The sequence below is a fragment of the Streptomyces sp. NPDC004721 genome, assembly GCF_053601495.1.
Window position 1 is genome coordinate 43,260 of sequence record NZ_JBSGBZ010000037.1, and the last position, 20,832, is coordinate 64,091.

Below are 20,832 nucleotides of genomic sequence, written 5' to 3' on the forward strand. Positions count from 1 at the left end.
TCCGTCGCTGATGAACACCTGGGAGGGCAATTCCATCGGTTTGGCCGACGCGGCTGGACAGATGGTGTAGTTGTAGTGCCGAGGACAAGCCGTTCGTCCTATAACCGACTCGACTCGCGTCCGCCATTTCGGGCAACGCGGGTCAAGGTGCAGAATTTAGAGGAAAGAACCGAGAAGGTTCGGTTCTCCCGAGGAGGCCGCTCATGACCGCTCGCACCCCTGATGCCGAGCCGCTGCTGACCCCGGCTGAGGTCGCCACCATGTTCCGCGTCGACCCCAAGACGGTCACGCGCTGGGCGAAGGCCGGCAAGCTCACGTCGATCCGTACGCTCGGCGGGCACCGCCGATACCGCGAGGCCGAGGTCCGCGCACTGCTCGCGGGTATTCCGCAGCAGCGCAGCGAGGCCTGAACAACCGAATAACCGGACGAACCGGCTGGTCCCCCACTGGCCGAGGCGCCCAAAACCACAGCTCCAAGCGACACGGGTCCTGCCCCAACAGGCCCCACGCCCAAGCCGTCTGAGCTCCGCAGGCAAGTGAACAAGGGTGCGTCGTCGATCGCGCTGGACTCCGCCGGGTCCAGCGCGATCTTTTTTGTGTGCCTTCCGGAGCCCGCGGGGTGGCTCTGTGAGCAGGCTTGTCGGAGTCTGGGGAGGCTCGGCGGATCATCTGTGGAGCAACACGCAGGGCAGTGCAATTGCACATATTAAATTGACCCTGTGTAGGGCGGGCGTAAGTACCGCACTTTCAGAAACCCATTCGGTGACACCCGTCACATGCCGAGGCGCTTGTTGCCGGCCGTGTCTCTGCGCTAGTGGAGGCTCCGGTTCCATCGCCCCACGCCTGCAAGGGAGTTCGGGATTCGAGGTGCGCCCCGGCGCGGTTCACGCCGTCGAGGGGCTGTCGTCCTCCACCGGCTCCTCCGGGGCGCCTGAGGCCGCCCGCGGGGCGCCGGCCATCTCCAGTCGCAGCAGCTGATGGCAGACGGCGCAGCGGCGCGTGAGATGGCGGTACGACGAGGCTGCCGCGAGATGTGCGCGGAGCAGCGCCCGCGTCTCGTGCCTGGCCGATGCCGCCATACGCCACCTCCAGTGGACCGCAGGGGAGCGGAGCCTGCTCCCTGGGTACCGAGGGAATGTGACGCCGTCAAGACACGGCGGCGCGCCACAGGCCGCCACAGGGCCCCTCCGCCCCTCCGGAAGGGACGCGCGGACGGGGTGCGCGAGCACACGAGAAGAGAGCCCGAACCCCCTCGGGGGGTCGGGCTCTCTTGACAATGCGGTCCTGACGGGATTTGAACCCGCGGCCTCCACCTTGACAGGGTGGCGAGCACTCCAAACTGCTCCACAGGACCAGATTTCGCGGCGCCATTCGTGCGTTGCGCTGCGAGAAGAGACTGTACAGGAGCAGGAGCCCGGGGTCGAACTCACTTAGCGTGTACGTATCATCACGGCGCGGCCGCGTCGATCGCCTTCACGATCCGCTTGTCCGAGACCGGATACGCCGTGCCCAGCGCGTGCGCGAAGTAGCTCACCCGCAGCTCCTCGATCATCCAGCGGATGTCCAGGACCGAGGACGGCACCGGCCGGCCCCGCGGCATCTGCTCGAGCAGCCACGCGTACTCGTCCCGCATCTCGTGGACCTTCGCCATACGCGTGGTGTCCCGCTGGACGTTCGTCGGCATCTGCTGAAGGCGGCGGTCGGCGGCCACCAGATAGCGCATCAGGTCCGGCAGACGCCGTACCCCGGACGCCGTGACGAAGCCGGGCTTCACCAAGCCGTCCAGCTGAGCCCGCAGGTCCGCCAGGTTCGGCAGCAGCGCGGGGCTGCGTACGGCCTTCAGACGGCGCTCACAGGCCTGCCAGGCGGCCAGCACCTGCTGCACCTGGCCCACCGTCCGCACGGTCGTGTCCACGATGTCGGCACGCACCTTGTCGTACAGCTTCCGGTACGACTCCTCGTCCCAGACCGGCCCGCCGAAGTCCGCGATCAGCCGGTCCGCCGCCGCCGTCGCACAGTCGTCGAACAGCGCCTGGATCGAACCGTGCGGGTTCGCCGAGAGAGCGAGCTTCTGCTGGTTGCTCAGCTTTTCGGACGCGAACTTCGCCGGGTTGACCGGGATGTTGCGCAGGATCAGCCGCCGCGTGCCCCGCCACATCGCCTCGGCCTGCTCGGCCTCGGTGTCGAAGAGCCGTACGGACACGGTGTCGCCGTCGTCGACGAGCGCCGGGAAGGCCTTCACCGGCTGGCCGGCCCGGCGGGTCTCGAAGACCCGGGTGAGCGTGCCGATGGTCCAGTCGGTCAGGCCCTTGCGCTCCAGGGACTCCCCGCCCTGCCGCTCCGCGGTCGCCGCGGCGGCCTGCGACAGGGCCTTGCGTGCCCTGGGCTTCAGCTGCAGCTTCAGCGCCTGGAGGTCCTTGTCCTCGGCCAGCTTGCGGCGCCGCTCGTCGACGATCCGGAAGGTGATCTTCAGATGGTCCGGGACCCTGGACCAGTCGAAGTCCTCGGCCTCGAAGGGCACACCGACCATGCGCTTCAGCTCACGCGCCATGGTGATGGTCAGCGGCTCCTGCAACGGCACCGCCGACTCCAGGAACGCCTTCGCGTAGTTCGGCGCCGGAACGTAGTTGCGGCGGATGGGCTTGGGCAGGGAGCGGATCAGCTCGGTGACGACCTCCCCGCGCAGCCCCGGGATCTGCCAGTCGAAGCCCTCGTCCGTGACCTGGTTCAGCACCTGCAACGGGATGTGGACGGTCACGCCGTCCGCGTCCGCGCCCGGCTCGAACTGGTACGTCACCCGGAACTTGAGGTTCCCCTGCCGCCAGGAATCCGGATAGTCGGCCTTGGTGACCGCCTCCGCCGACTCCCGGATGAGCATCTCCCGCTCGAAGTCCAGGAAGTCCGGCTGCTCATGCCGCTTGCGCTTCCACCAGGAGTCGAAGTGCGCTCCGGAGACGACGTGTTCGGGCACCCGCCGGTCGTAGAAGTCGAACAGCGTCTCGTCGTCCACGACGATGTCCCGGCGCCGGGCCCGGTGCTCCAGCTCCTCCACCTCGCTGAGGAGCTTGCGGTTGTCGGCGAAGAACTTGTGGTGCGTGCGCCAGTCGCCCTCGACGAGCGCGTTGCGGATGAACAGCTCCCGGCTGAGCTCCGCGTCGATCCGCCCGTAGTTCACCTTCCGCTGGGCGACGATCGGAACGCCGTACAGCGTGACCTTCTCGTACGCCATCACCGCCGCCTGGTCCTTCTCCCAGTGCGGTTCGCTGTAGGTCCGCTTCAGCAGATGCCCGGCCAGCGGCTCGACCCACTCCGGTTCGATCCTCGCGTTGACGCGGGCCCACAGCCGGGAGGTCTCGACGAGCTCGGCGGACATCACGAAGCGCGGCGGCTTCTTGAACAGCGCCGAGCCGGGGAAGATCGCGAACTTGGCGTTGCGGGCGCCCAGGTACTCGTTCCGGCCGCCGTCCTTGCGCGCGCCGGGCCCGGAGTCCTTGGACTCCTTCACGTCCTTCATGCCGACGTGCGAGAGCAGACCGGCCAGCAGCGAGACGTGGATCCGGTCGGCGGGCGCGTCCTGGTCGTCCAGATGGATGCCCATCTGCTTGGCGACCGTGCGCAACTGGCTGTAGATGTCCTGCCATTCGCGAATACGCAGGAAGTTCAGGAACTCCTGCTTACACATGCGCCGGAACGACGAGGAGCCCCGCTCCTTCTGCTGCTCGCGGATGTAGCGCCACAGGTTGAGGTAGGCGAGGAAGTCGCTGGTCTCGTCCCGGAAACGGGCGTGCTGCTGATCGGCCTGGGCCTGCTTCTCGGCGGGACGCTCGCGCGGGTCCTGGATGGACAGCGCGGCGGCGATCACCATGACCTCGCGGACGCAGCCGTTGCGGTCGGCCTCCAGCACCATACGGGCCAGACGCGGGTCGACCGGCAGCTGAGCGAGCTTGCGGCCGGTCTCCGTGAGCCGTTTGCGCGGGTCCTTCTGCGCCGGGTCCAGCGCGCCAAGCTCCTGGAGCAGCTGCACGCCGTCACGGATGTTGCGGTGGTCCGGCGGGTCGATGAACGGGAACTTCTCGATGTCGCCGAGGCCGGCCGCGGTCATCTGGAGGATGACGGAGGCGAGGTTGGTGCGCAGGATCTCCGCGTCCGTGAACTCCGGACGGGTGAGGAAGTCGTCCTCGCCGTAGAGCCGGATGCAGATGCCGTCGGACGTACGCCCGCAGCGGCCCTTGCGCTGGTTGGCGCTGGCCTGCGAGACCGGCTCGATCGGCAGCCGCTGCACCTTGGTGCGGTGGCTGTACCGCGAGATCCGGGCGAAGCCGGGGTCGATGACGTACTTGATGCCCGGGACGGTCAGGGAGGTCTCGGCGACGTTGGTCGCCAGGACGATCCTGCGGCCGGTGTGCGGCTGGAATACCCGGTGCTGCTCGGCGTGCGACAGCCGGGCGTACAGCGGCAGCACCTCGGTGAACCGGTAGTTCTTCTTGTTGAGCGCGTCGGCCGTGTCACGGATCTCCCGCTCCCCCGAGAGGAAGACGAGGATGTCCCCGGACCCCTCGGCCATGAGCTCCTCCACCGCGTCCGTGATCGCGGTGATCTGGTCCCGGTCGGCGTCGTCGGAGTCCTCCTCCAGCAGCGGCCGGTACCGCACCTCCACGGGATACGTCCGCCCGCTGACCTCGACGATCGGGGCGTCGCCGAAGTGCCGGGAGAAGCGCTCGGGATCGATGGTGGCCGAGGTGATGACGACCTTGAGGTCCGGCCGCCGCGGCAGCAGCTGCGCGAGATAGCCCAGCAGGAAGTCGATGTTGAGGGACCGCTCGTGGGCCTCGTCGATGATGATCGTGTCGTAGGCCCGCAGCTCGCGGTCGGTCTGGATCTCGGCGAGCAGGATGCCGTCCGTCATCAGCTTCACGAACGTGGCGTCGGGATCCACCTGGTCGGTGAACCGCACCTTCCAGCCGACGGCCGCACCGAGCGGGGTGTCCAGCTCCTCCGCCACACGCTCGGCGACGGTACGGGCGGCGATCCGGCGGGGCTGGGTGTGCCCGATCATGCCCCGCACACCCCGGCCCAGCTCCATGCAGATCTTCGGGATCTGCGTAGTCTTCCCGGACCCCGTCTCACCGGCGACGATGACGACCTGGTGAGCGCGGATCGCGTCGGCGATCTCGTCCTTCTTCTGGCTGACCGGCAGCTGCTCGGGATAGCCGATCGCCGGCACCCGGGAACGCCGGGCGGACATGCGCTCCTCGGCCTTCCCGACCTCGCCCTCGACCTCGGCGAGAACGGCGGCACGCGCCTCCGGCTTGCGAATCTTGCGCGCGCCTTCGAGCCTGCGGCCGAGCCGGTGCGCGTCACGCAGCGACAACTCGTTCAGGCGGGAGGCGAGGGCGCCGAGGGCGGGGGCGGGATGCGTAGACATACGGGACCCAGGATCTCATCCCCAGGAAAATCCTGGCGAACGCTTTTGCCGCGGGCCGCGGGCGGTGGCCCACGTGTGTATGTTCACCCAGAGTGATGAATCACGTGCGTTTCCCGGAGCGAACGTCTGTGGCCGCCTAGCGTCTTTGTTCGTGAAACTCGTCGTGCGCGTCAAACTGCTGCCGTCGGCCGAGCAAGCCGCCGCGTTGCAGGCGACCCTGGTGGCCTGCAACCAAGCAGCCAACCACGTCTCGCGCGTCGCCCACCACACGGGCGTGCGACGCAACCGCGAACTACGAGCCCTCGTATACACCGACGTCAAGAACGGCTGGGGACTCGGCGCCCAGACCGCACAACACGTGGTGAAGAAGGTCGCGGACGCATACACCGCCCTCCGGGCCTGGCGGAGGAAGACCAGCACACGTCGTCCCCGGGGAACCATCAGCAAGCCGATCGGCTTCCGCGACGACGCAGCCCAGACCTACGACGACCGCATGCTCTCCTGGCAACTGGACCAGCGCACCGTCTCCATCTGGACCACGGCAGGGCGGGTGAAACGCCTCGCCTACACGGGCGGTCAAGAACAACTCCAGTTGCTCGAGCACTACCGCCAAGGCGAATCCGACCTGCTCCTCCGCGCCGGCCAGTGGTACCTGGAAGCAACGATCGACGTGCCCGAAACCCCACAGAACCCGCAGCCCCAAGGGTTCATCGGAGTCGACCTCGGCGTCGTCAACATCGCCACCACCTCGACCGGCCACCGACACAGCGGCCGACGCCTCAACCGCACCAGGCGAAACGACCGCACGCTACGTGCCCGACTCCAGCGGAAAGGCACACGGTCCGCGAAACGCCGCGCCAAACGACACGCAGGCAAGGAAGCCCGGCGCGCGCGAGACATCAACCACAAGATCAGCAAGCACATCGTGGCGGAGGCGCAACGCACCGGCCGCGGAATCGCCCTGGAAGACCTGGGCGGAATCCGCGAACGGGTACGGCTGAAGAAGCCCCAACGCGTCACGATGAACTCCTGGGCCTTCGGCCAGCTGCACGCGTTCATCGCGTACAAGGCACGTCGAGTCGGCGTCCCCGTGGTCTGCGTGAACCCGAGCTACACCAGCCAGGAGTGCTCCCGCTGCCACCACATCGACCAACGCAACCGGCCCAGTCAGGCCGTGTTCGCGTGCAGGTCCTGCGGCTTCGTTGAGCACGCGGACCTCAATGCGTCCCACGTCATCGGCCAACGCGGCTGGTGGGTGTGGGTCTGCGGGGCCGAGTCACAGGTCCCTGCCCTCACGCTGATCGCGTAGGGCTGGATGCGCTCAGCTTCCGGGCAGCGGACGCGCGCGCTCGTACGGGCGTGTCGGACGCAGCCAGGGGGCGTGCTTCTGGGTAGCGGACGCGGACGCTCGTACTGGGCAGGGTGCTCGTGCGACGAGCGGGATCCATGACACATGCAACAAGGCCCCGATCCGTGGATCGGGGCCTTCGCTGTGGCTGGGGCCGGGGTCGAACCGGCGACCTATCGCTTTTCAGGCGATCGCTCGTACCAACTGAGCTACCCAGCCATTGAAGTTTCACGTGAAACCTCAGCGGTCCTGACGGGATTTGAACCCGCGGCCTCCACCTTGACAGGGTGGCGAGCACTCCAAACTGCTCCACAGGACCATGGTTGTGTGCGAACCAACGAACGTAAGTGTCGCACACCGTACTGCGTGCCCCCAACGGGATTCGAACCCGTGCTACCGCCTTGAAAGGGCGGCGTCCTAGGCCGCTAGACGATGAGGGCTATCGGCCCGCCTGGGCGCTTCTCAGCGCGTCGGGGACGTGAAAAGCATAGGGGATGGCCGGGGGTATCGCCAAAACCGTTTACGAGCCGGAGGGGGAGGGCGCGGACGGGGAGGCCGTGGAGGGGGTGGGCGCGGTCGGGGAGGGCGTGGCGCCCGGCTTGTTCTCCTCGGGCAGATGACGGCTGACCTCGGCCGTCGTCAGTCCCAGGCCGCCCAGCTTGATCGCGTCCCAGGCCTGGAGGCGGCGGCTGTCCCGGTCGACGTAGAGGATCGAGGCCTCGATCGGGGCCGGGTGCTCCCCCTCGACCGCGCGCAGCCCGCTGCCGCCCGTGGACCCCTCCATGCGCAGCCGCGTGCCGTACCTGAGGACCTCCGTCCCCTGGTGGTGGAGGTGGCCGCACAGCACCAGCGGCACGGTGCCGTCGGTCTCGCGGGCCGCGGACGGTTCGTGGGCGATGGCGATGTCGACGGGGGTGCCCTTGGCCCGCTGGTCGCGCAGGGCCGATGCCAGACGGGCGCCGGCCAGTTCCTCGGACGCGTCGGCGCCCGCCGCGCCGGAGCGGTCGGGGGTGAACTGGGGGTCGCCGATGCCGGCGAAGCGCAGGCCGGCGACGGTCTCGGCGCGGCCGTCGTCCAGCACGTGCACGTTCTTCATGCGCTCCAGGTAGCGCTGGGTGACCTTCGAGTCGTGGTTGCCGCGCACCCAGACATAGGGGACACCCAGGTCCCCGATCGGGTCCAGGAAGCCGTTCTCCGCCGCGGTGCCGTGGTCCATCGTGTCGCCGGAGTCGACGATCACGTCCACCTTGTACTGCTCCACCAGCGAGGCGATGATCTTCCAGCTCGCCGGGTTGAGGTGGATGTCGGAGACGTGCAGGACCCGGATGGTCGTCGGGTCCGGCTGGTAGGCGGGGAGCGTGGAGGTGACGTCGTAGAGCTTGGTCACGTTCGTCACCAGGCGTGCGAGTTCCTTCTGGTAGACGTCGAACTCGGTGACGATGCTGCGCGCGTTGCCGACCACGGAGGGCGCCGAGGACAGCAGTCCGGAGAACTTCGGCTCCAGTACCGACTTGGGATTCCAGGTGGCGAACGCCGTGGCCCCGGACGCGGCGAGCAGGGTCAGGGCCAGGCCGCCGGCCGCCAGGGCGCGGCGCGGGCGGCGGTAGACCGCGAGGCCGAGTGCGGTGGCGCCGGAGACGACGGCCACGCAGGACCGCAGGGCCAGGTCGAGGGTGCCGTGTTCGACGTCGTGCGCCACTTCGTCCTGGAGGCCGGAGAGGCGTTCGGGGTGGTCGACCAGGGCCTGGGAGCGGGCCGGGTCGAGTTGGTCGACGTTCACGTCGAGGCGGACGGGGCCGCTATGGCTGTCCAGTTCCAGGGAGCCCAGCGGAGAGACGTTGATCTTCGTGCCGCCGGTCAGGGACGGGCGCAGGGTCATCGTGGTGTTCATGGGGCCGACCGGGGCCCGTACGTTGCCGACGACGAGCAGTCCCAGCCAGGCGCCGACCAGGACGACGGCCACCAGTCCGGCGGCGCGTGCCCAGGGGCGCGGCTCGTGCGTCAGTGAGAGGTCCGGGCGTGGACGGGTCGATCGGCGGCGGAGGGTGACGGCGTGCACCGCCCTCCGTATGCCGCGGAGGGGGTTCGGGCGGTTCGGGTCTGGGGCGGGGACGCGGGGCATTGGGCGCGTATGCCCATGCCCGACACCCGGTATGCCCGTGCGCGGCATGGTCGCGCGGGCGGTACCGGACAATGACGGTGTGCTGGAGATGACGCGCGAGGAGTTCGAGGAACTGGTGGCCGAGGCCCTCGACCGGATTCCGCCGGAGCTGACGCGGCTGATGGACAACGTCGCGGTGTTCGTCGAGGACGAGCCGCCCGCCGACGATCCCGAGCTGCTCGGGCTGTACGAGGGGACCCCGCTGACGGAGCGCGGTGAGTGGTACGCGGGGGTGCTGCCGGACCGGATCACGATCTACCGCGGGCCGACGCTGCGCATGTGCGAGACGCGGGAGGACGTGGTCGCGGAGACGGAGGTGACGGTGGTTCACGAGATCGCCCACCACTTCGGGATCGACGACGAACGTCTGCACGCGCTGGGGTACGGCTGACCGTCGCCGGGTGCGGTCGCGTGTCCTCCGGCGGCTGAACGGAGTTGGGCATGGTGACTTCTTCTCCCGGAGGTGGCTGCCCGTGCGCCCCTTGTACGTATCCGTCCGTCTCGCCGCCGCGGTCGCCGCCGTCACCGCCGCCGCCGGCTGCGTGAGCGTGGGGGAGGACGCCGGCGGCGCGGTCAGGCCGTCGCACTCCGCCGGAGAGCGGGGCGGCGGGGCCCCGGGCGGTGAGGACGCGGTGTTCGGCGGTGGCGCGGGCCGCGCGGGTGGTGGTGGGGACGGCAAGCGTGGTCACGGGGGGAAGGGGAAGCCCGGTGAGTCGCCGTCCGTGTCGGCCTCGCCGTCGGACGAGCCGGGTGCGTCGGCGGCGCCGGGCACTGGTGGGTTGCCGCCGAAGCCGGGCGAGCCGACGCCGACCGAGGCGGTGTCGGTGCCCCCGCAGACGTCCGCCACGCCCGAGCAGCCGCCGGCCTCGCCGCCCGCTCCGCCGGCGTCTTCGGATCCGCCGTCGGCCGAGCCGTCGCCTTCGGCGCACGATGGCACGGGGTCGCAGTTGGAGCAGCGGGAACGCTCGTACAAGCCGGGCCGGCACCCGCATCGGACGAGGGGCTGACCTGCGGCGGCGTCGTCGGTTTGCCTTCGGGGGTGCAGGGTGCGTATGGTGGTAGATCGTTTGATCCCATTTGCCCGGCGCCCACGCAGAGCGCGCCGTGTGGCGCGTACTCTCCTTTGCCGTGGCGGACCGCATCGAGGCGGTCGTGGCGCGAATCACGGAGTTGACGGGCGCGTGCCGACGAGACTCCGGAAGGTTTCGCATTCGCATGTCCATTGCCACTGATCACGTCGTCGTGCCCGAGAACGCCGACGACGCTCCCGAGAACAACGAGGCCCCGGAGATCACCTTCGCGGACCTCGGCCTGCCCGAGGGCGTCGTCCGCAAGCTCGCGCAGAACGGCGTGACCACGCCTTTCCCGATCCAGGCCGCGACCATCCCGGACGCCCTGGCCGGGAAGGACATCCTGGGCCGGGGCCGCACCGGCTCCGGCAAGACCCTCTCCTTCGGTCTGCCGACCCTGGCCACGCTGGCCGGCGGCCGCACCGAGCGGAAGCGGCCGCGTGCGGTCATCCTCACCCCGACCCGTGAGCTGGCCATGCAGGTGGCCGACGCTCTCCAGCCCTACGGCGACGTCGTCGGCCTGCGGATGAAGGTCGTCTGCGGTGGCACCTCCATGGGCAACCAGATCTACGCCCTGGAGAAGGGCGTCGACATCCTGGTCGCCACCCCGGGCCGGCTGCGCGACCTCATCAACCGCGGCGCCTGCTCCCTGGAGGATGTGCAGATCGCGGTCCTGGACGAGGCCGACCAGATGTCCGACCTGGGCTTCCTGCCCGAGGTCACCGAGCTGCTGGACCAGGTTCCGGCGGGCGGTCAGCGGATGCTGTTCTCCGCGACGATGGAGAACGAGATCAAGACCCTCGTCGACCGGTACCTGACCGACCCGGTCAGCCACGAGGTCGACGCGGCGCAGGGCGCGGTGACGACCATGTCGCACCACATCCTGATCGTGAAGCCCAAGGACAAGGCGCCGGTCACCGCGGCCATCGCCTCCCGCAAGGGCCGCACCATCATCTTCGTGCGCACCCAGCTGGGCGCCGACCGCGTGGCCGAGCAGCTGCGCGAGGCCGGTGCGAAGGCCGAGGCGCTGCACGGCGGTATGACCCAGGGCGCCCGCACCCGCACCCTGGCCGACTTCAAGGACGGTTACGTCAACGTCCTGGTCGCCACGGACGTTGCCGCCCGCGGTATCCACGTCGACGGCATCGACCTGGTGCTGAACGTCGACCCGGCCGGCGACCACAAGGACTACCTGCACCGGGCCGGTCGTACGGCCCGCGCGGGCCGTACGGGCACGGTGGTGTCGCTGTCCCTGCCGCACCAGCGGCGTCAGATCTTCCGCCTCATGGAGGACGCGGGCGTGGACGCCTCGCGCCACATCATCCAGGGCGGCGCGGCCTTCGACCCGGAGGTCGCCGAGATCACCGGTGCCCGGTCGATGACCGAGGTGCAGGCCGAGTCCGCGGGCACCGCGGCCCAGCTGGCCGAGCGCGAGGTGACCCACCTCGCCAAGCAGCTGGAGCGCGCGCAGCGGCGTGCGGCCGAGCTGCGTGACGAGGCCGACCGGCTGGTCGCCCGGCTCGCCCGCGAGCGCGGCGAGACCGTGACGTCCGAGGGTTCGGACGCGGTGGCCGGGGAGCAGGCGGTGGCCGAGGTGTCGGTGCCGGAGCAGCCGGCGGCCCGGGACGTCGAACGCATCGACCGGGAAGAGGGCGTCGAGCGCGTGGAGCGTGAGGAGCGTACGGCGGCCCCGTCGTCGTACGACCGGCGTGAGCGGCGTGAGGACCGCGGCGGTTTCCAGCGCGACCGGGACCGTGCGCCCCGTTCCTTCGACCGTCGTGACGACCGTGGTGGCTTCAACCGGGATCGTGACCGGGACCGGGACCGCGGTGACCGGGGCGGCTTCCGCCGTGACGACCGGGGCGACCGTGGCGACCGCGGTGGCCGTTCCTTCGACCGTCGTGACGACCGTGGCTCGTTCGACCGTCGCGACGACCGGGGCGGCTTCCGCCGTGACGACCGCGGTGACCGGGGCGACCGTGGCGGCCGTTCCTTCGAGCGGCGCGACGACCGCGGCGGTTTCCACCGCGACCGGGACCGTGCGCCCCGTTCCTTCGACCGTCGTGACGACCGTGGCTCGTTCGACCGTCGCGACGACCGGGGCGGCTTCCGCCGTGACGACCGCCCGGCCCGGCGCGACGAGCGCGGCGGGCACCGCGGCAGCGACCGTCCGTTCAACCGCGACCGCCAGGGCGACCGCCCCGGCTTCCGCTCCGGCGGCCACGAGCGCCCCTACGGCCGCCGTGACGACCACCGCGGCGGTGGCGGCGGTTCCTTCGGCCGCCGCGACGACAAGCCGCGCTGGAAGCGCAACGGCTGACGCCGGGTGAACCCACTCTGAAGGGCCCGTACGACTCCTGTCGTACGGGCCCTTCGGTTTTTGACCACCTGCGCCTCGCTGACCACCGCGGGCCTCGGCGGCGGCCACCGCTCCGACACCCCCGCACGAAGATCTCCGGTGGCTGGAAGGGCTACAAGGGGATCTTCCGGCCGCAACGGTCACCCGGTCACCGCCGATCGCGCCGAACTTCCGGCCGGGCACCCCGGATATCCGATCGGCGACGGGCCCTCCTCCCGCTATGCTCGGGTAGGCAACATCGCCTGGGCCCTTAGCTCAATTGGCAGAGCAGTGGACTTTTAATCCATTGGTTGTGGGTTCGAGTCCCACAGGGCCTACGGCCGCAGGAGGAGGAAAGTCGCCTCCGACCTGCTCCGCAGCGCCCGGTTCGGCTTCGGCCGGTCCGGGCGCTGCGGCGTTTTCGCGGCGCGGGGTGCGGCGTGGGTCAGGCTGTGGGCCTCGGTGTTCTCCAGGTGGTCTGGAGGGCGGCGCCCACCTGGTCGGCCAGGGTGACGGCGACCAGGCGGGCCTCCAGGGGCGGGGTGTGGCCGGGGGTCGGGCGGAGGAGGAAGCGGCCGTGGAAGTGGCCGCCCGCGAGGACGCGCAGTTCGATGTCCTGGTCGGGCATGCCGAGTCGGTCGACGTCCCATGTTCTGCGCCCGACGGTGAGGGAGCCGTCGGATTCCAGGCGGGGGACGTGGCCGAGCAGGGTGCCGTACTCGAAGCGGCAGTCGCGCAGGTGGAGCAGGCCGACGAGTTGCGCGCGCACGGCCTCCACCACCGTGTCGGGTGAGGTCGCCTCCCTGGCCAGTTGGGCCGCGTGGTGGATCTGGGCGAGGTAGTCGGCGTCGGTGATGGTGACGACTTCCAGGTGCCGGGCGCGGGCCGCCAGTTGGGAGACGGTCAGGGCGACGGCGAGCAGCACGACAGAGGTGGTGATGTCGGCGGTGCTCGTGATCGTGAGCCGCTGGTAGGGCACGGTGAAGAAGAAGTCGAACCAGACGGCCGCGGACACGGCGGCGAGGACGCCGGCCGGCCGGTTGCCGAGGGCCGCTGTCGCGACGACGACCGCGACGAGGACGAGGGCGACGACGGTGTTGGCGAGGCCGGCGCGGAAGGGCAGCAGCACCGCGCTGACCGCGAGCGGTGCCACCAGGGCGACGACGATCGCGATGGGTCCTCTGACGAGGTGGTCGGACATCGTGGGCACCTCCTGCCTGCCTCTTCCGGTGTAGCAGGACGCGGGTGACCCTGGGCGACCTTTAACACCTCTCTTGCGTCGAATTCGGTGGTTTGCGGGGGATCCTGCCTCTGGGGTTCCGAAGGCGACGTGAGGCGGTGGAGCCGTGGGCGCGAGGGCCGAGGACGCGGGTCGGCGGCGCACTGCCGGGCGGATCGTGGGGAAACGGCAGGAGCGGGACCGGCTGACGGTGCCGCAGGGACTGGCCGCGCTGTCCCTGGACGCGCTCGCCTCGGTGGCCTACGGGCCGGAGGCGATCGTGGTGGTGCTGGCGGTGGCCGGCAGCCGGGGCCTGGGCTTCACCCTGCCGGTGACGCTGGCGATCGTGGTGCTGCTGGCGGCGCTGACGTTCTCCTACCGGCAGGTGATCGCCGCGTTCCCGAACGGGGGCGGCGCGTACGCGGTCGCGGGGCGCCATCTGGGCCGACGGGTCAGCCTGGTCGCCGCCGCTTCGCTGATCATCGACTACGTGCTGAACGTGGCGGTGTCGGTCTCCGCCGGCGTGGCCGCGCTCACCTCCGCCTTCCCCGTCCTGTACGGCGACCGGGTGCCGCTGTGCGTGATCGTGCTGGGGCTGATCACGGCGGTCAACCTCTACGGGGTCGCCGAGTCCGCCAAGGTGATGATCGCTCCCACCGTGGTGTTCGTGGCGGTGATCGCCGCCGTCGTCGTGGCCGGGCTGGTGCGCCGGACACCGGCGGTCCCGCCCGTCCATCCGACGGCCTCGGCCGTCTCCGCGGTCGGAGTCCTGCTGCTGTTGCGGGCGTTCGCCTCTGGCTGCTCGGCGCTCACCGGCGTGGAGGCCATCGCGAACGCCGTCCCCACCTTCCGCACCCCGAGGGTCCGGCGGGCGCAGCGCACCGAGGTCGCGCTCGGCGCGCTGCTCGGGGCCATGCTCATCGGGCTGTCGCTGCTCATCGGCAAGTTCCATGTCGCGCCGAGTGGCACCAAGACCGTCCTGGCGCAGCTCACCGAGGCGTCCCTGGGGCACAACGCAGGCTTCTACGTGGTGCAGTTCGCCACCATGACGCTGCTCGCGCTCGCGGCCAACACCTCCTTCGGCGGCATGCCCGTCCTGACCTCCCTGCTGGCCCGCGACAACCATCTGCCGCACGTCTTCGGGCTGCGCGCCGACCGGCAGGTCTACCGCTACGGCGTCGTCGTGCTCGCCGCCGCCGCCCTGGTCCTGCTGGTCGTGGCCGAGGGCGACACCCAGAAACTGGTGCCGGTCTTCGCCATCGGCGTGTTCATCGGGTTCACCCTCTCCCAGGCCGGCATGGTCCGGCACTGGCACCTGGACGGGGGTCCCGGATGGCGCCGGCGGGCGGCCGTCAACGGCCTCGGGGCACTGCTGACCTTCGCGGCCCTGGTCGTCGAGCTGGTGTCGAAGTTCGGCGAGGGCGGCTGGCTCGTCTTCGCCGCGGTCGCCGTCCTGGTGGCCGTGTTCGAGTCGGTGCACCGCACGTACCGGCGCATCGGCGCGGCCCTGCACCTCGGTGAAGTCCCCGCACGGCCCGAGCCGCGCCACTCGGTCGTCGTCGTTCCCGTCGGTGCCGTCAACCTGCTCACCAGCGAGGCCATCAGCGCCGCGCTGTCACTGAGCGACGAGGTGCGCGCGGTCACCGTCGTGCATCCCGAGGACCGCGACGCCCCCTCCGCCGACGAGGTGCACGCCGCCTGGAACGCCTGGCAGCCCGGTGTCCCCCTCACCGTGCTGCACAGCCGCACCCGCTCCCTGACCCGGCCCTTCGTCGACCATCTGCGCGCGCTGGCCGCCCAGGAGCGGCAGGACCGGATCGTGGTCCTCATCCCGGAGATGCACCTGCCCAGGCCCTGGCAGCGGCTTCTGCAGAACCAGCGCGGTGCCGTCCTGGACCGCGCCGTCCGCCGCGACACCGACGCCGTCATCTGCCGCCTGCGGTTCCGCATCCACCTCGGTCACTGACCCTCACCGACCGGCGGGCGCCCGCCCGCGTCGCGTGCGCGGCTCCGCCACGGTGGGGCCCCGCTCGCGATCGGCGGGGTCGGTCACACTGGGAGCCAGTCCGCCGGAGCCGAGAGAGAGGGCGTCGATGCCCCACCCGTACGTCCTGCTGTCCGCCGCCGTCTCGCTCGACGGCTACCTGGACGACACCGGTCCCGAGCGCCTGCTGCTCTCCAGCCCCGCCGACTTCGACCGGGTCGACGAGGTACGGGCGTCGGCCGACGCGATCCTGATCGGCGCCGGCACTCTGCGGGCCGACAACCCGCGGCTGCTGGTGAACTCGCCGCAGCGGCGGGCCGCACGCCGCGCCGCCGGGAAGCCGGAGTACCCGTTGAAGGTCGCGGTCAGCGCCTCCGGCGAGCTGGACCCCGGGGCGCCCTTCTGGCACACCGGCGGCGAGAAGGTCCTCTACACGACCGACGAGGGCGCGCTGCGGCTGCGGCGTACGGGCCTGGCCGCCGACGTGGTGCCGCTGGGCGCCGAACTCGGCTGGCCCCGGCTGCTCGAGCACCTGCACGACGTACGCGGGGTGCGCCGGCTCATGGTCGAGGGCGGCGGGACCGTCCACACGCAGCTGCTCCAGCAGCAGCTCGCGGACGAGGTGCAGCTCGTGCTCGCCCCCGTGTTCGTGGGGGACGCGGACGCGCCCCGGCTGTTCGGACCCGGGACCTACCAGGGCGGGCGGCTGCGGCTGGTGGAGACGCGGACCATCGAGGACGTCGTCCTCGTGCGCTACGAGCCCACCGCTCCCGGCACCGCCGGCCGCGCCGTGCCCGCGGACCGGCACTGGCTCCGGCTCGCCTGCGAACTGGCGGCCCAGTGCCCGCCGTCCCGGACCGCGTTCAGCGTGGGCGCCGTGGTGGTCGCCGCCGACGGGACCGAACTCGCCCGCGGGTACTCGCGGGAGGGCGGCGACCCGGTCGTGCACGCGGAGGAGGCGGCGCTGGCCAAGGTCGGCCCGGCGGATCCGCGGCTGCCGGACGCCACGGTGTACAGCAGTCTGGAGCCGTGCGCCCGCCGCGCCTCCCGGCCGCGTCCGTGCGCCCGGCTGATTCTGGACGCCGGGGTGCGACGGGTGGTGACCGCGTGGCGGGAGCCGGACACGTTCGTTGAGGACGCCGACGGGACCGGGGTGCTGGCGGCCGGTGGCGCGGACGTCGTCGTGGTGCCGGAGTTCGAGGAGCGGGCCAAGGAACCGAACCGGCATCTGCTCGGCTGAGCGGGGCCTCGTCGCACGGCCGGGAACCGTGGGGCGAGCAGTGGCAGGTGGGGTGGGTGCGAGCAGTCCTCCGGATGACATACACTGGTGTCACAACGACGCGGGGTGGAGCAGCTCGGTAGCTCGCTGGGCTCATAACCCAGAGGTCGCAGGTTCAAATCCTGTCCCCGCTACTGAAGGCTCAGGGCCGGAATCCGATCAATGGATTCCGGCCCTGAGTGTTTCGCGGACACATGGCTCTCCCCGAGATGCGGTCAACTCGCCCGGTTTTCGGTGGTCATGGACCGTAAGGTCGGGCCGGAAGGTTTAATGATCAAGCCGAACGGCTTGGAATCCGGGCCCCGAGTCTATTAACGTTCGATAACGCAACACGGTCGTCCCAGCCGTCACAAGAGTCGGCTCCGTGCGCGCACGCCGAATCCCGCAAGGGAACCGGGGAACCACCAACTTGGGGTGAATCGAGCGTAACCGCCGTGTACGTACGGCTTGTTTACGCGCGTAGGAGACCTTCCCGCTCCGAACCCGTCAGCTAACCCGGTAGGCGAGACGGAAGGAAAGGAGTACGCCTTCGTGGCGTCCAACCCGCCTGCCCCGGAAGCCCCGTTCGCGCCGAGTCGGCAGCACGGAGAGACCTTCGGTTACGACAGCCGCCGCGCCGACGAGGGCCTCTGGGAGGAGTGGAACCCCACCGCGGAGTCCATCCGTCCCGTGCGCGGCCGGCACCGCGTCGCCAAGCAGCGCGGCGGCGGACTCGCCCGCAGCTCCACCGTTCTCGGTGTCGGCGTCATCGCCGCCGTCGGCGCGGGCGGCATGGCGAGCGCCAACAGCGGCAAGCCGCCGGTGTCCATCTCGCTGCCCGACCTGCCCTCCGTGGGCTCCCTGTTCGAGGACTCCTCCGACACCGCACCCGCGGGCTCGTCGACCGCGCTCAGCGCCGTCGGCGTGACCGCCGCCGAGGCCGAGGACGGCACCTCGGACGCCGGCGAGGTGCTGCGCAACCGGATCATGGCGCAGGCCGAGCAGCAGCAGGTCCAGATCGAGGCCAAGACCCAGGCGGACGCCGAGGCCGCCGCCGCCAAGAAGGCCGCCGAGGAGGCGGCGAAGGCGCGGGAGGCGGCCGAGGCCAAGGCCGCCGCGGAGAAGAAGAAGGCGGAGGAGGCGGCCAAGCGGAAGGCCGAGGAGGCCGCGAGGAAGGCCGAGGAGGCCCGGCTGGCCGAGCTGGCCAGGCAGTACGCGCTGCCCACCTCCTCGTACACGCTCACCTCCACCTTCGGCCAGGCCGGCTCCATGTGGTCCTCCGGCTACCACACCGGCCTCGACTTCGCGGCGCCCACGGGCTCCCTGCTCAAGGCGATCCACACCGGCACCATCACCGAGGCCGGCTGGGCCGGCTCCTACGGCTACCGCACGATCCTCACCCTCGAGGACGGCACCGAGCTGTGGTACTGCCACCAGTCGTCGATCAGCGTCAGCGTCGGCCAGAAGGTCAGCACGGGCGAGGTGATCGGCCGCGTGGGCGCCACCGGCAACGTCACCGGGCCCCACCTCCACCTGGAGGTCCACCAGGGCGGCCAGTCCAGCGGGATCGACCCGTTGGCGTGGCTGCGCGGCAAGGGCATCACCCCCTGACGAACGCGGACCGGTCTCACCCCTGACGAGCCCGTGAGACCGGTTTGCGCAACCTTTGCGGCCGGATGCGGCCCGGCCCGGAATGGGCCGCTCCGGCGCGGTTGTTGATGTTGGACATGACTTCTCTACGCAAACTGGGTTCGTCCGATCTCGAGGTCTTCCCGCTCGCCCTCGGTGGCAACGTCTTCGGCTGGACCGCCGACCAGGAGCAGTCCTTCGCCGTCCTCGACGCCTACACGGCCGCCGGAGGCAACTTCGTCGACAGCGCCGACTCCTACTCCGCGTGGGTGGAGGGCAACCAGGGCGGCGAGTCCGAGACGATCATCGGCAAGTGGATCAAGGCGCGCGGCAACCGCTCCGACGTCGTCATCGCCACCAAGGTCAGCCAGCACCCCGACTACCAGGGCCTGAGCGCCGCCAACATCAAGGCCGCGGCCGACGCCTCCCTCAGGCGCCTGGGCACGGACCACATCGACCTGTACTACACGCACTTCGACCAGCCGGAAGTCCCCGTCGAGGAGATCATCGGCGCGCTCGACGAACTGGTCAGGGCGGGCAAGGTGCGGCACATCGCCGCCTCCAACATCTCCGCCGAGCGCCTCCAGGAGTCCCTGGACTTCTCCGACCGCGAGGGCCTGGCCCGCTACGTGGCGCTCCAGCCGCACTACAACCTGGTCTCGCGCGACACCTACGAAGGCGGGCTGGAGAACGTCGCCGAGCGGTCCGGCCTGGCCGCCGTCCCGTACTACGCGCTCGCCTCAGGCTTCCTGACCGGCAAGTACCGGCCCGGTACGACGGTGGACAGCGCGCGGGCGCAAGGCGCGGCCAGGCACCTCGAGACCGAGCGCGGCCAGAAGGTCCTCACGGCCCTGGACGAGGTGGCCCGCGCCCATGACGCCGAGGTCGCCACGGTGGCCCTGGCCTGGCTCGCCGCGCAGCCTACGGTGACCGCCCCGATCGCCTCGGCGCGGACGGTGGAACAGCTCCCGGCGCTGCTCGGGGTCGCGGAGCTGCGGCTGACGGAGGAGGAGCTCGGGAAGCTGACGCGGGCGTCGGCGTAACTCCCGTCCCCGGGGCCGCTAAGGCTGTGTCCGGTACGGGTTGTACGAGGGATACGGCACCGCCGGTCCGTACGACCCGTACCCCAGCGGCCGCGGGTGGACCCCGTACACCCCGTACCCCGGCCAGGGCGGCGGGGCCATGGGCGTCGTCATCCTGGCCGCGTGGTCCAGCGCGGGCTGCGCCACCTCCCGCCTGCGCCACAGCTCGTGCAGCAGCTCCCGCTCCCGTACGGTGAAGTCGGCTCCGGCCCGCCCCCGGCGCCCGCGGTGCCGGAGGAACGCCAGCGAGGTCGCGTACGCCTCGTACTGGGCGACCGTCCGCGCCGCCGTCCTGCCGAGCCGGCGCCGCGCGTGGACGCGAGCCAGTCTGCGCGCCCGCATGGAGGCCAGGGCGAACGGTTCGGCCGGGGTGAGCCATCCGGCGGCGGTGTACGCGGGCAGCTCCTCGCGCACGGTCCTCAGCTCGCGCTGCCGGGTCCAGACGACCAGCCAGGTCAGCAGCCCGAACGCGGGCACCATGATGGCGGCGTACACCGCGAAGAAGCCGTACTCGCCGAAGGTCGCCGAGCCGTTCCACAGGGCGTGCATGCCCATCGCGAGCAGCAGCCCGGCCGGCGGCGGCAGCAGGCGGCGCAGGCGTCGGCGGTCCCCGGACATCGCGGCGATGCCGAAGCCGATGCCGGTGAGCACGGTGAACATCGGGTGCGCGAACGGCGACATGATGACGCGGACGAAGAACGTCGCCGCGGTGACGGAGGCGATGCCCCGGTCACCGGTGAGCTGGTCGGTGCCGAAGGCGTTGCCGAGGTAGAGGATGTTCTCGGTGAACGCGAAGCCGGTCGCGGTCACCCCGGCGATGACGACCCCGTCGACGATGCCGGTGAAGTCGCGTCTGCGGAAGAGGAAGACCAGCAGGACGGCGGCGGCCTTCGCGGACTCCTCCACGACCGGCGCTATCACGGTCGCGCCCAGGGTGTCCGCGCTCGCGGGGTCGGCGGTCGCCGTGGCGATCCAGTGGGTGGCGAAGCTGTTGGCGACGATCGCGATCAGGGCCGCCGCGCAGGCGCCCCAGGCGAAGGCGAACACCAGGTTCCGCCAGGGGCCGGGCTCGACCCGGTCCAGCCAGCGGAAGGCGGCCGTCAGCAGCGGTACGGGCAGCACCGCGAGCCCGAGCCCGACGAGGAACCCCTCGGTGCCGGTCTGCCGGCGTACGAGGGCGAGGATGACCAGCCCGGACAGGGCGAGCAGGGTGACGAGCGCGCCGTACCTGACCCATCGCCGCTGCCACCAGTGCGTGTGGCGGGACGTGCCGACGGGAGCGCCGGGAGGTGTCGGGTACGGGGGGCAGGCGGCCACG

14 protein-coding genes, 6 tRNA genes and 1 riboswitch are annotated in these 20,832 nt (G+C 70.8%); of the genes, 10 read left to right on the plus strand and 10 right to left on the minus strand.

Going from position 1 to position 20,832, the window contains the following annotated elements; genetic code table 11:
- Window positions 1-203: 203 nt before the first annotated feature.
- Window positions 204-410 (plus strand): developmental transcriptional regulator BldC, encoded by a 207-nt coding sequence (bldC, locus tag ACWEK3_RS28625; RefSeq protein ID WP_003949541.1) that lies wholly within the window; start codon window positions 204-206, stop codon window positions 408-410.
- A gap of 474 nt (window positions 411-884) precedes the next feature.
- Here the strand turns inward: bldC and ACWEK3_RS28630 are convergent, their stop codons facing one another.
- From ACWEK3_RS28630 to hrpA, 3 genes are all read right to left on the minus strand, one after another.
- Window positions 885-1,079, minus strand: coding sequence for a DUF6274 family protein (locus ACWEK3_RS28630; protein WP_376403768.1), 195 nt, complete (start codon window positions 1,077-1,079; stop codon window positions 885-887).
- Window positions 1,080-1,279: 200 nt separating this feature from the next.
- Window positions 1,280-1,354, minus strand: a tRNA-Asp gene (locus tag ACWEK3_RS28635).
- Window positions 1,355-1,447: 93 nt separating this feature from the next.
- Window positions 1,448-5,425: an ATP-dependent RNA helicase HrpA gene (gene hrpA / locus ACWEK3_RS28640; protein WP_390725526.1), complete on the minus strand. Its 3,978-nt coding sequence runs from the start codon at window positions 5,423-5,425 to the stop codon at window positions 1,448-1,450.
- Between the two features lie 151 nt (window positions 5,426-5,576).
- Here hrpA and ACWEK3_RS28645 point away from each other — a divergent pair, with 151 nt between their 5' ends.
- A complete protein-coding gene (locus ACWEK3_RS28645) occupies window positions 5,577-6,734 on the plus strand; it encodes an RNA-guided endonuclease InsQ/TnpB family protein (protein ID WP_453250935.1) in 1,158 nt (385 codons plus the stop codon).
- A 184-nt stretch (window positions 6,735-6,918) separates the two neighbouring features.
- Here ACWEK3_RS28645 and ACWEK3_RS28650 read toward each other — a convergent pair.
- The 4 genes from ACWEK3_RS28650 to ACWEK3_RS28665 form a co-directional block, all read right to left on the minus strand.
- Window positions 6,919-6,992: transfer RNA gene (locus tag ACWEK3_RS28650), tRNA-Phe, on the minus strand.
- Between the two features lie 25 nt (window positions 6,993-7,017).
- A tRNA-Asp gene (locus tag ACWEK3_RS28655) sits at window positions 7,018-7,092 on the minus strand.
- A gap of 48 nt (window positions 7,093-7,140) precedes the next feature.
- Window positions 7,141-7,213 (minus strand) — tRNA-Glu (locus ACWEK3_RS28660).
- 80 nt (window positions 7,214-7,293) lie between these two features.
- Window positions 7,294-8,895 carry a metallophosphoesterase family protein gene (locus ACWEK3_RS28665; RefSeq protein ID WP_453250936.1) on the minus strand — a complete coding sequence of 534 codons (1,602 nt, stop codon included), beginning with the start codon at window positions 8,893-8,895 and terminating at the stop codon, window positions 7,294-7,296.
- Between the two features lie 79 nt (window positions 8,896-8,974).
- Between ACWEK3_RS28665 and ACWEK3_RS28670 the strand changes: the two genes are divergently transcribed.
- On the plus strand, window positions 8,975-9,325 hold the full coding sequence (locus ACWEK3_RS28670) for a metallopeptidase family protein (protein ID WP_225076323.1): 351 nt from the start codon (window positions 8,975-8,977) through the stop codon (window positions 9,323-9,325).
- A gap of 294 nt (window positions 9,326-9,619) precedes the next feature.
- Here the strand turns inward: ACWEK3_RS28670 and ACWEK3_RS28675 are convergent, their stop codons facing one another.
- Complete coding sequence (locus ACWEK3_RS28675) at window positions 9,620-9,907, minus strand: hypothetical protein (protein WP_383056673.1); 288 nt, start codon at window positions 9,905-9,907, stop codon at window positions 9,620-9,622.
- Window positions 9,908-10,149: 242 nt separating this feature from the next.
- Here ACWEK3_RS28675 and ACWEK3_RS28680 point away from each other — a divergent pair, with 242 nt between their 5' ends.
- On the plus strand, window positions 10,150-12,324 hold the full coding sequence (locus ACWEK3_RS28680) for a DEAD/DEAH box helicase (RefSeq protein WP_450545236.1): 2,175 nt from the start codon (window positions 10,150-10,152) through the stop codon (window positions 12,322-12,324).
- Window positions 12,325-12,607: 283 nt separating this feature from the next.
- Window positions 12,608-12,680: transfer RNA gene (locus ACWEK3_RS28685), tRNA-Lys, on the plus strand.
- Between the two features lie 107 nt (window positions 12,681-12,787).
- On the opposite strand, the gene ACWEK3_RS28690 is transcribed toward ACWEK3_RS28685, so the two are convergent.
- Window positions 12,788-13,543 carry a DUF4118 domain-containing protein gene (locus tag ACWEK3_RS28690; RefSeq protein WP_450545234.1) on the minus strand — a complete coding sequence of 252 codons (756 nt, stop codon included), beginning with the start codon at window positions 13,541-13,543 and terminating at the stop codon, window positions 12,788-12,790.
- Between the two features lie 196 nt (window positions 13,544-13,739).
- Between ACWEK3_RS28690 and ACWEK3_RS28695 the strand changes: the two genes are divergently transcribed.
- From ACWEK3_RS28695 to ACWEK3_RS28715, 5 genes are all read left to right on the plus strand, one after another.
- A complete protein-coding gene (locus tag ACWEK3_RS28695) occupies window positions 13,740-15,527 on the plus strand; it encodes an APC family permease (protein ID WP_450545245.1) in 1,788 nt (595 codons plus the stop codon).
- A 127-nt stretch (window positions 15,528-15,654) separates the two neighbouring features.
- Window positions 15,655-16,785 carry a dihydrofolate reductase family protein gene (locus tag ACWEK3_RS28700; protein ID WP_453250937.1) on the plus strand — a complete coding sequence of 377 codons (1,131 nt, stop codon included), beginning with the start codon at window positions 15,655-15,657 and terminating at the stop codon, window positions 16,783-16,785.
- 99 nt (window positions 16,786-16,884) lie between these two features.
- A tRNA-Met gene (locus ACWEK3_RS28705) sits at window positions 16,885-16,958 on the plus strand.
- A gap of 229 nt (window positions 16,959-17,187) precedes the next feature.
- A riboswitch (cyclic di-AMP (ydaO/yuaA leader) is annotated at window positions 17,188-17,344 on the plus strand.
- 11 nt (window positions 17,345-17,355) lie between these two features.
- Entirely contained in the window at window positions 17,356-18,414 is a 1,059-nt protein-coding gene (locus ACWEK3_RS28710; protein ID WP_453250938.1) for a M23 family metallopeptidase, read from the plus strand.
- A gap of 116 nt (window positions 18,415-18,530) precedes the next feature.
- On the plus strand, window positions 18,531-19,475 hold the full coding sequence (locus ACWEK3_RS28715) for an aldo/keto reductase (protein WP_384091389.1): 945 nt from the start codon (window positions 18,531-18,533) through the stop codon (window positions 19,473-19,475).
- Window positions 19,476-19,493: 18 nt separating this feature from the next.
- Here the strand turns inward: ACWEK3_RS28715 and ACWEK3_RS28720 are convergent, their stop codons facing one another.
- Entirely contained in the window at window positions 19,494-20,831 is a 1,338-nt protein-coding gene (locus ACWEK3_RS28720; protein ID WP_453250944.1) for a PrsW family intramembrane metalloprotease, read from the minus strand.
- Between the last annotated feature and the right edge of the window lies 1 nt (window position 20,832).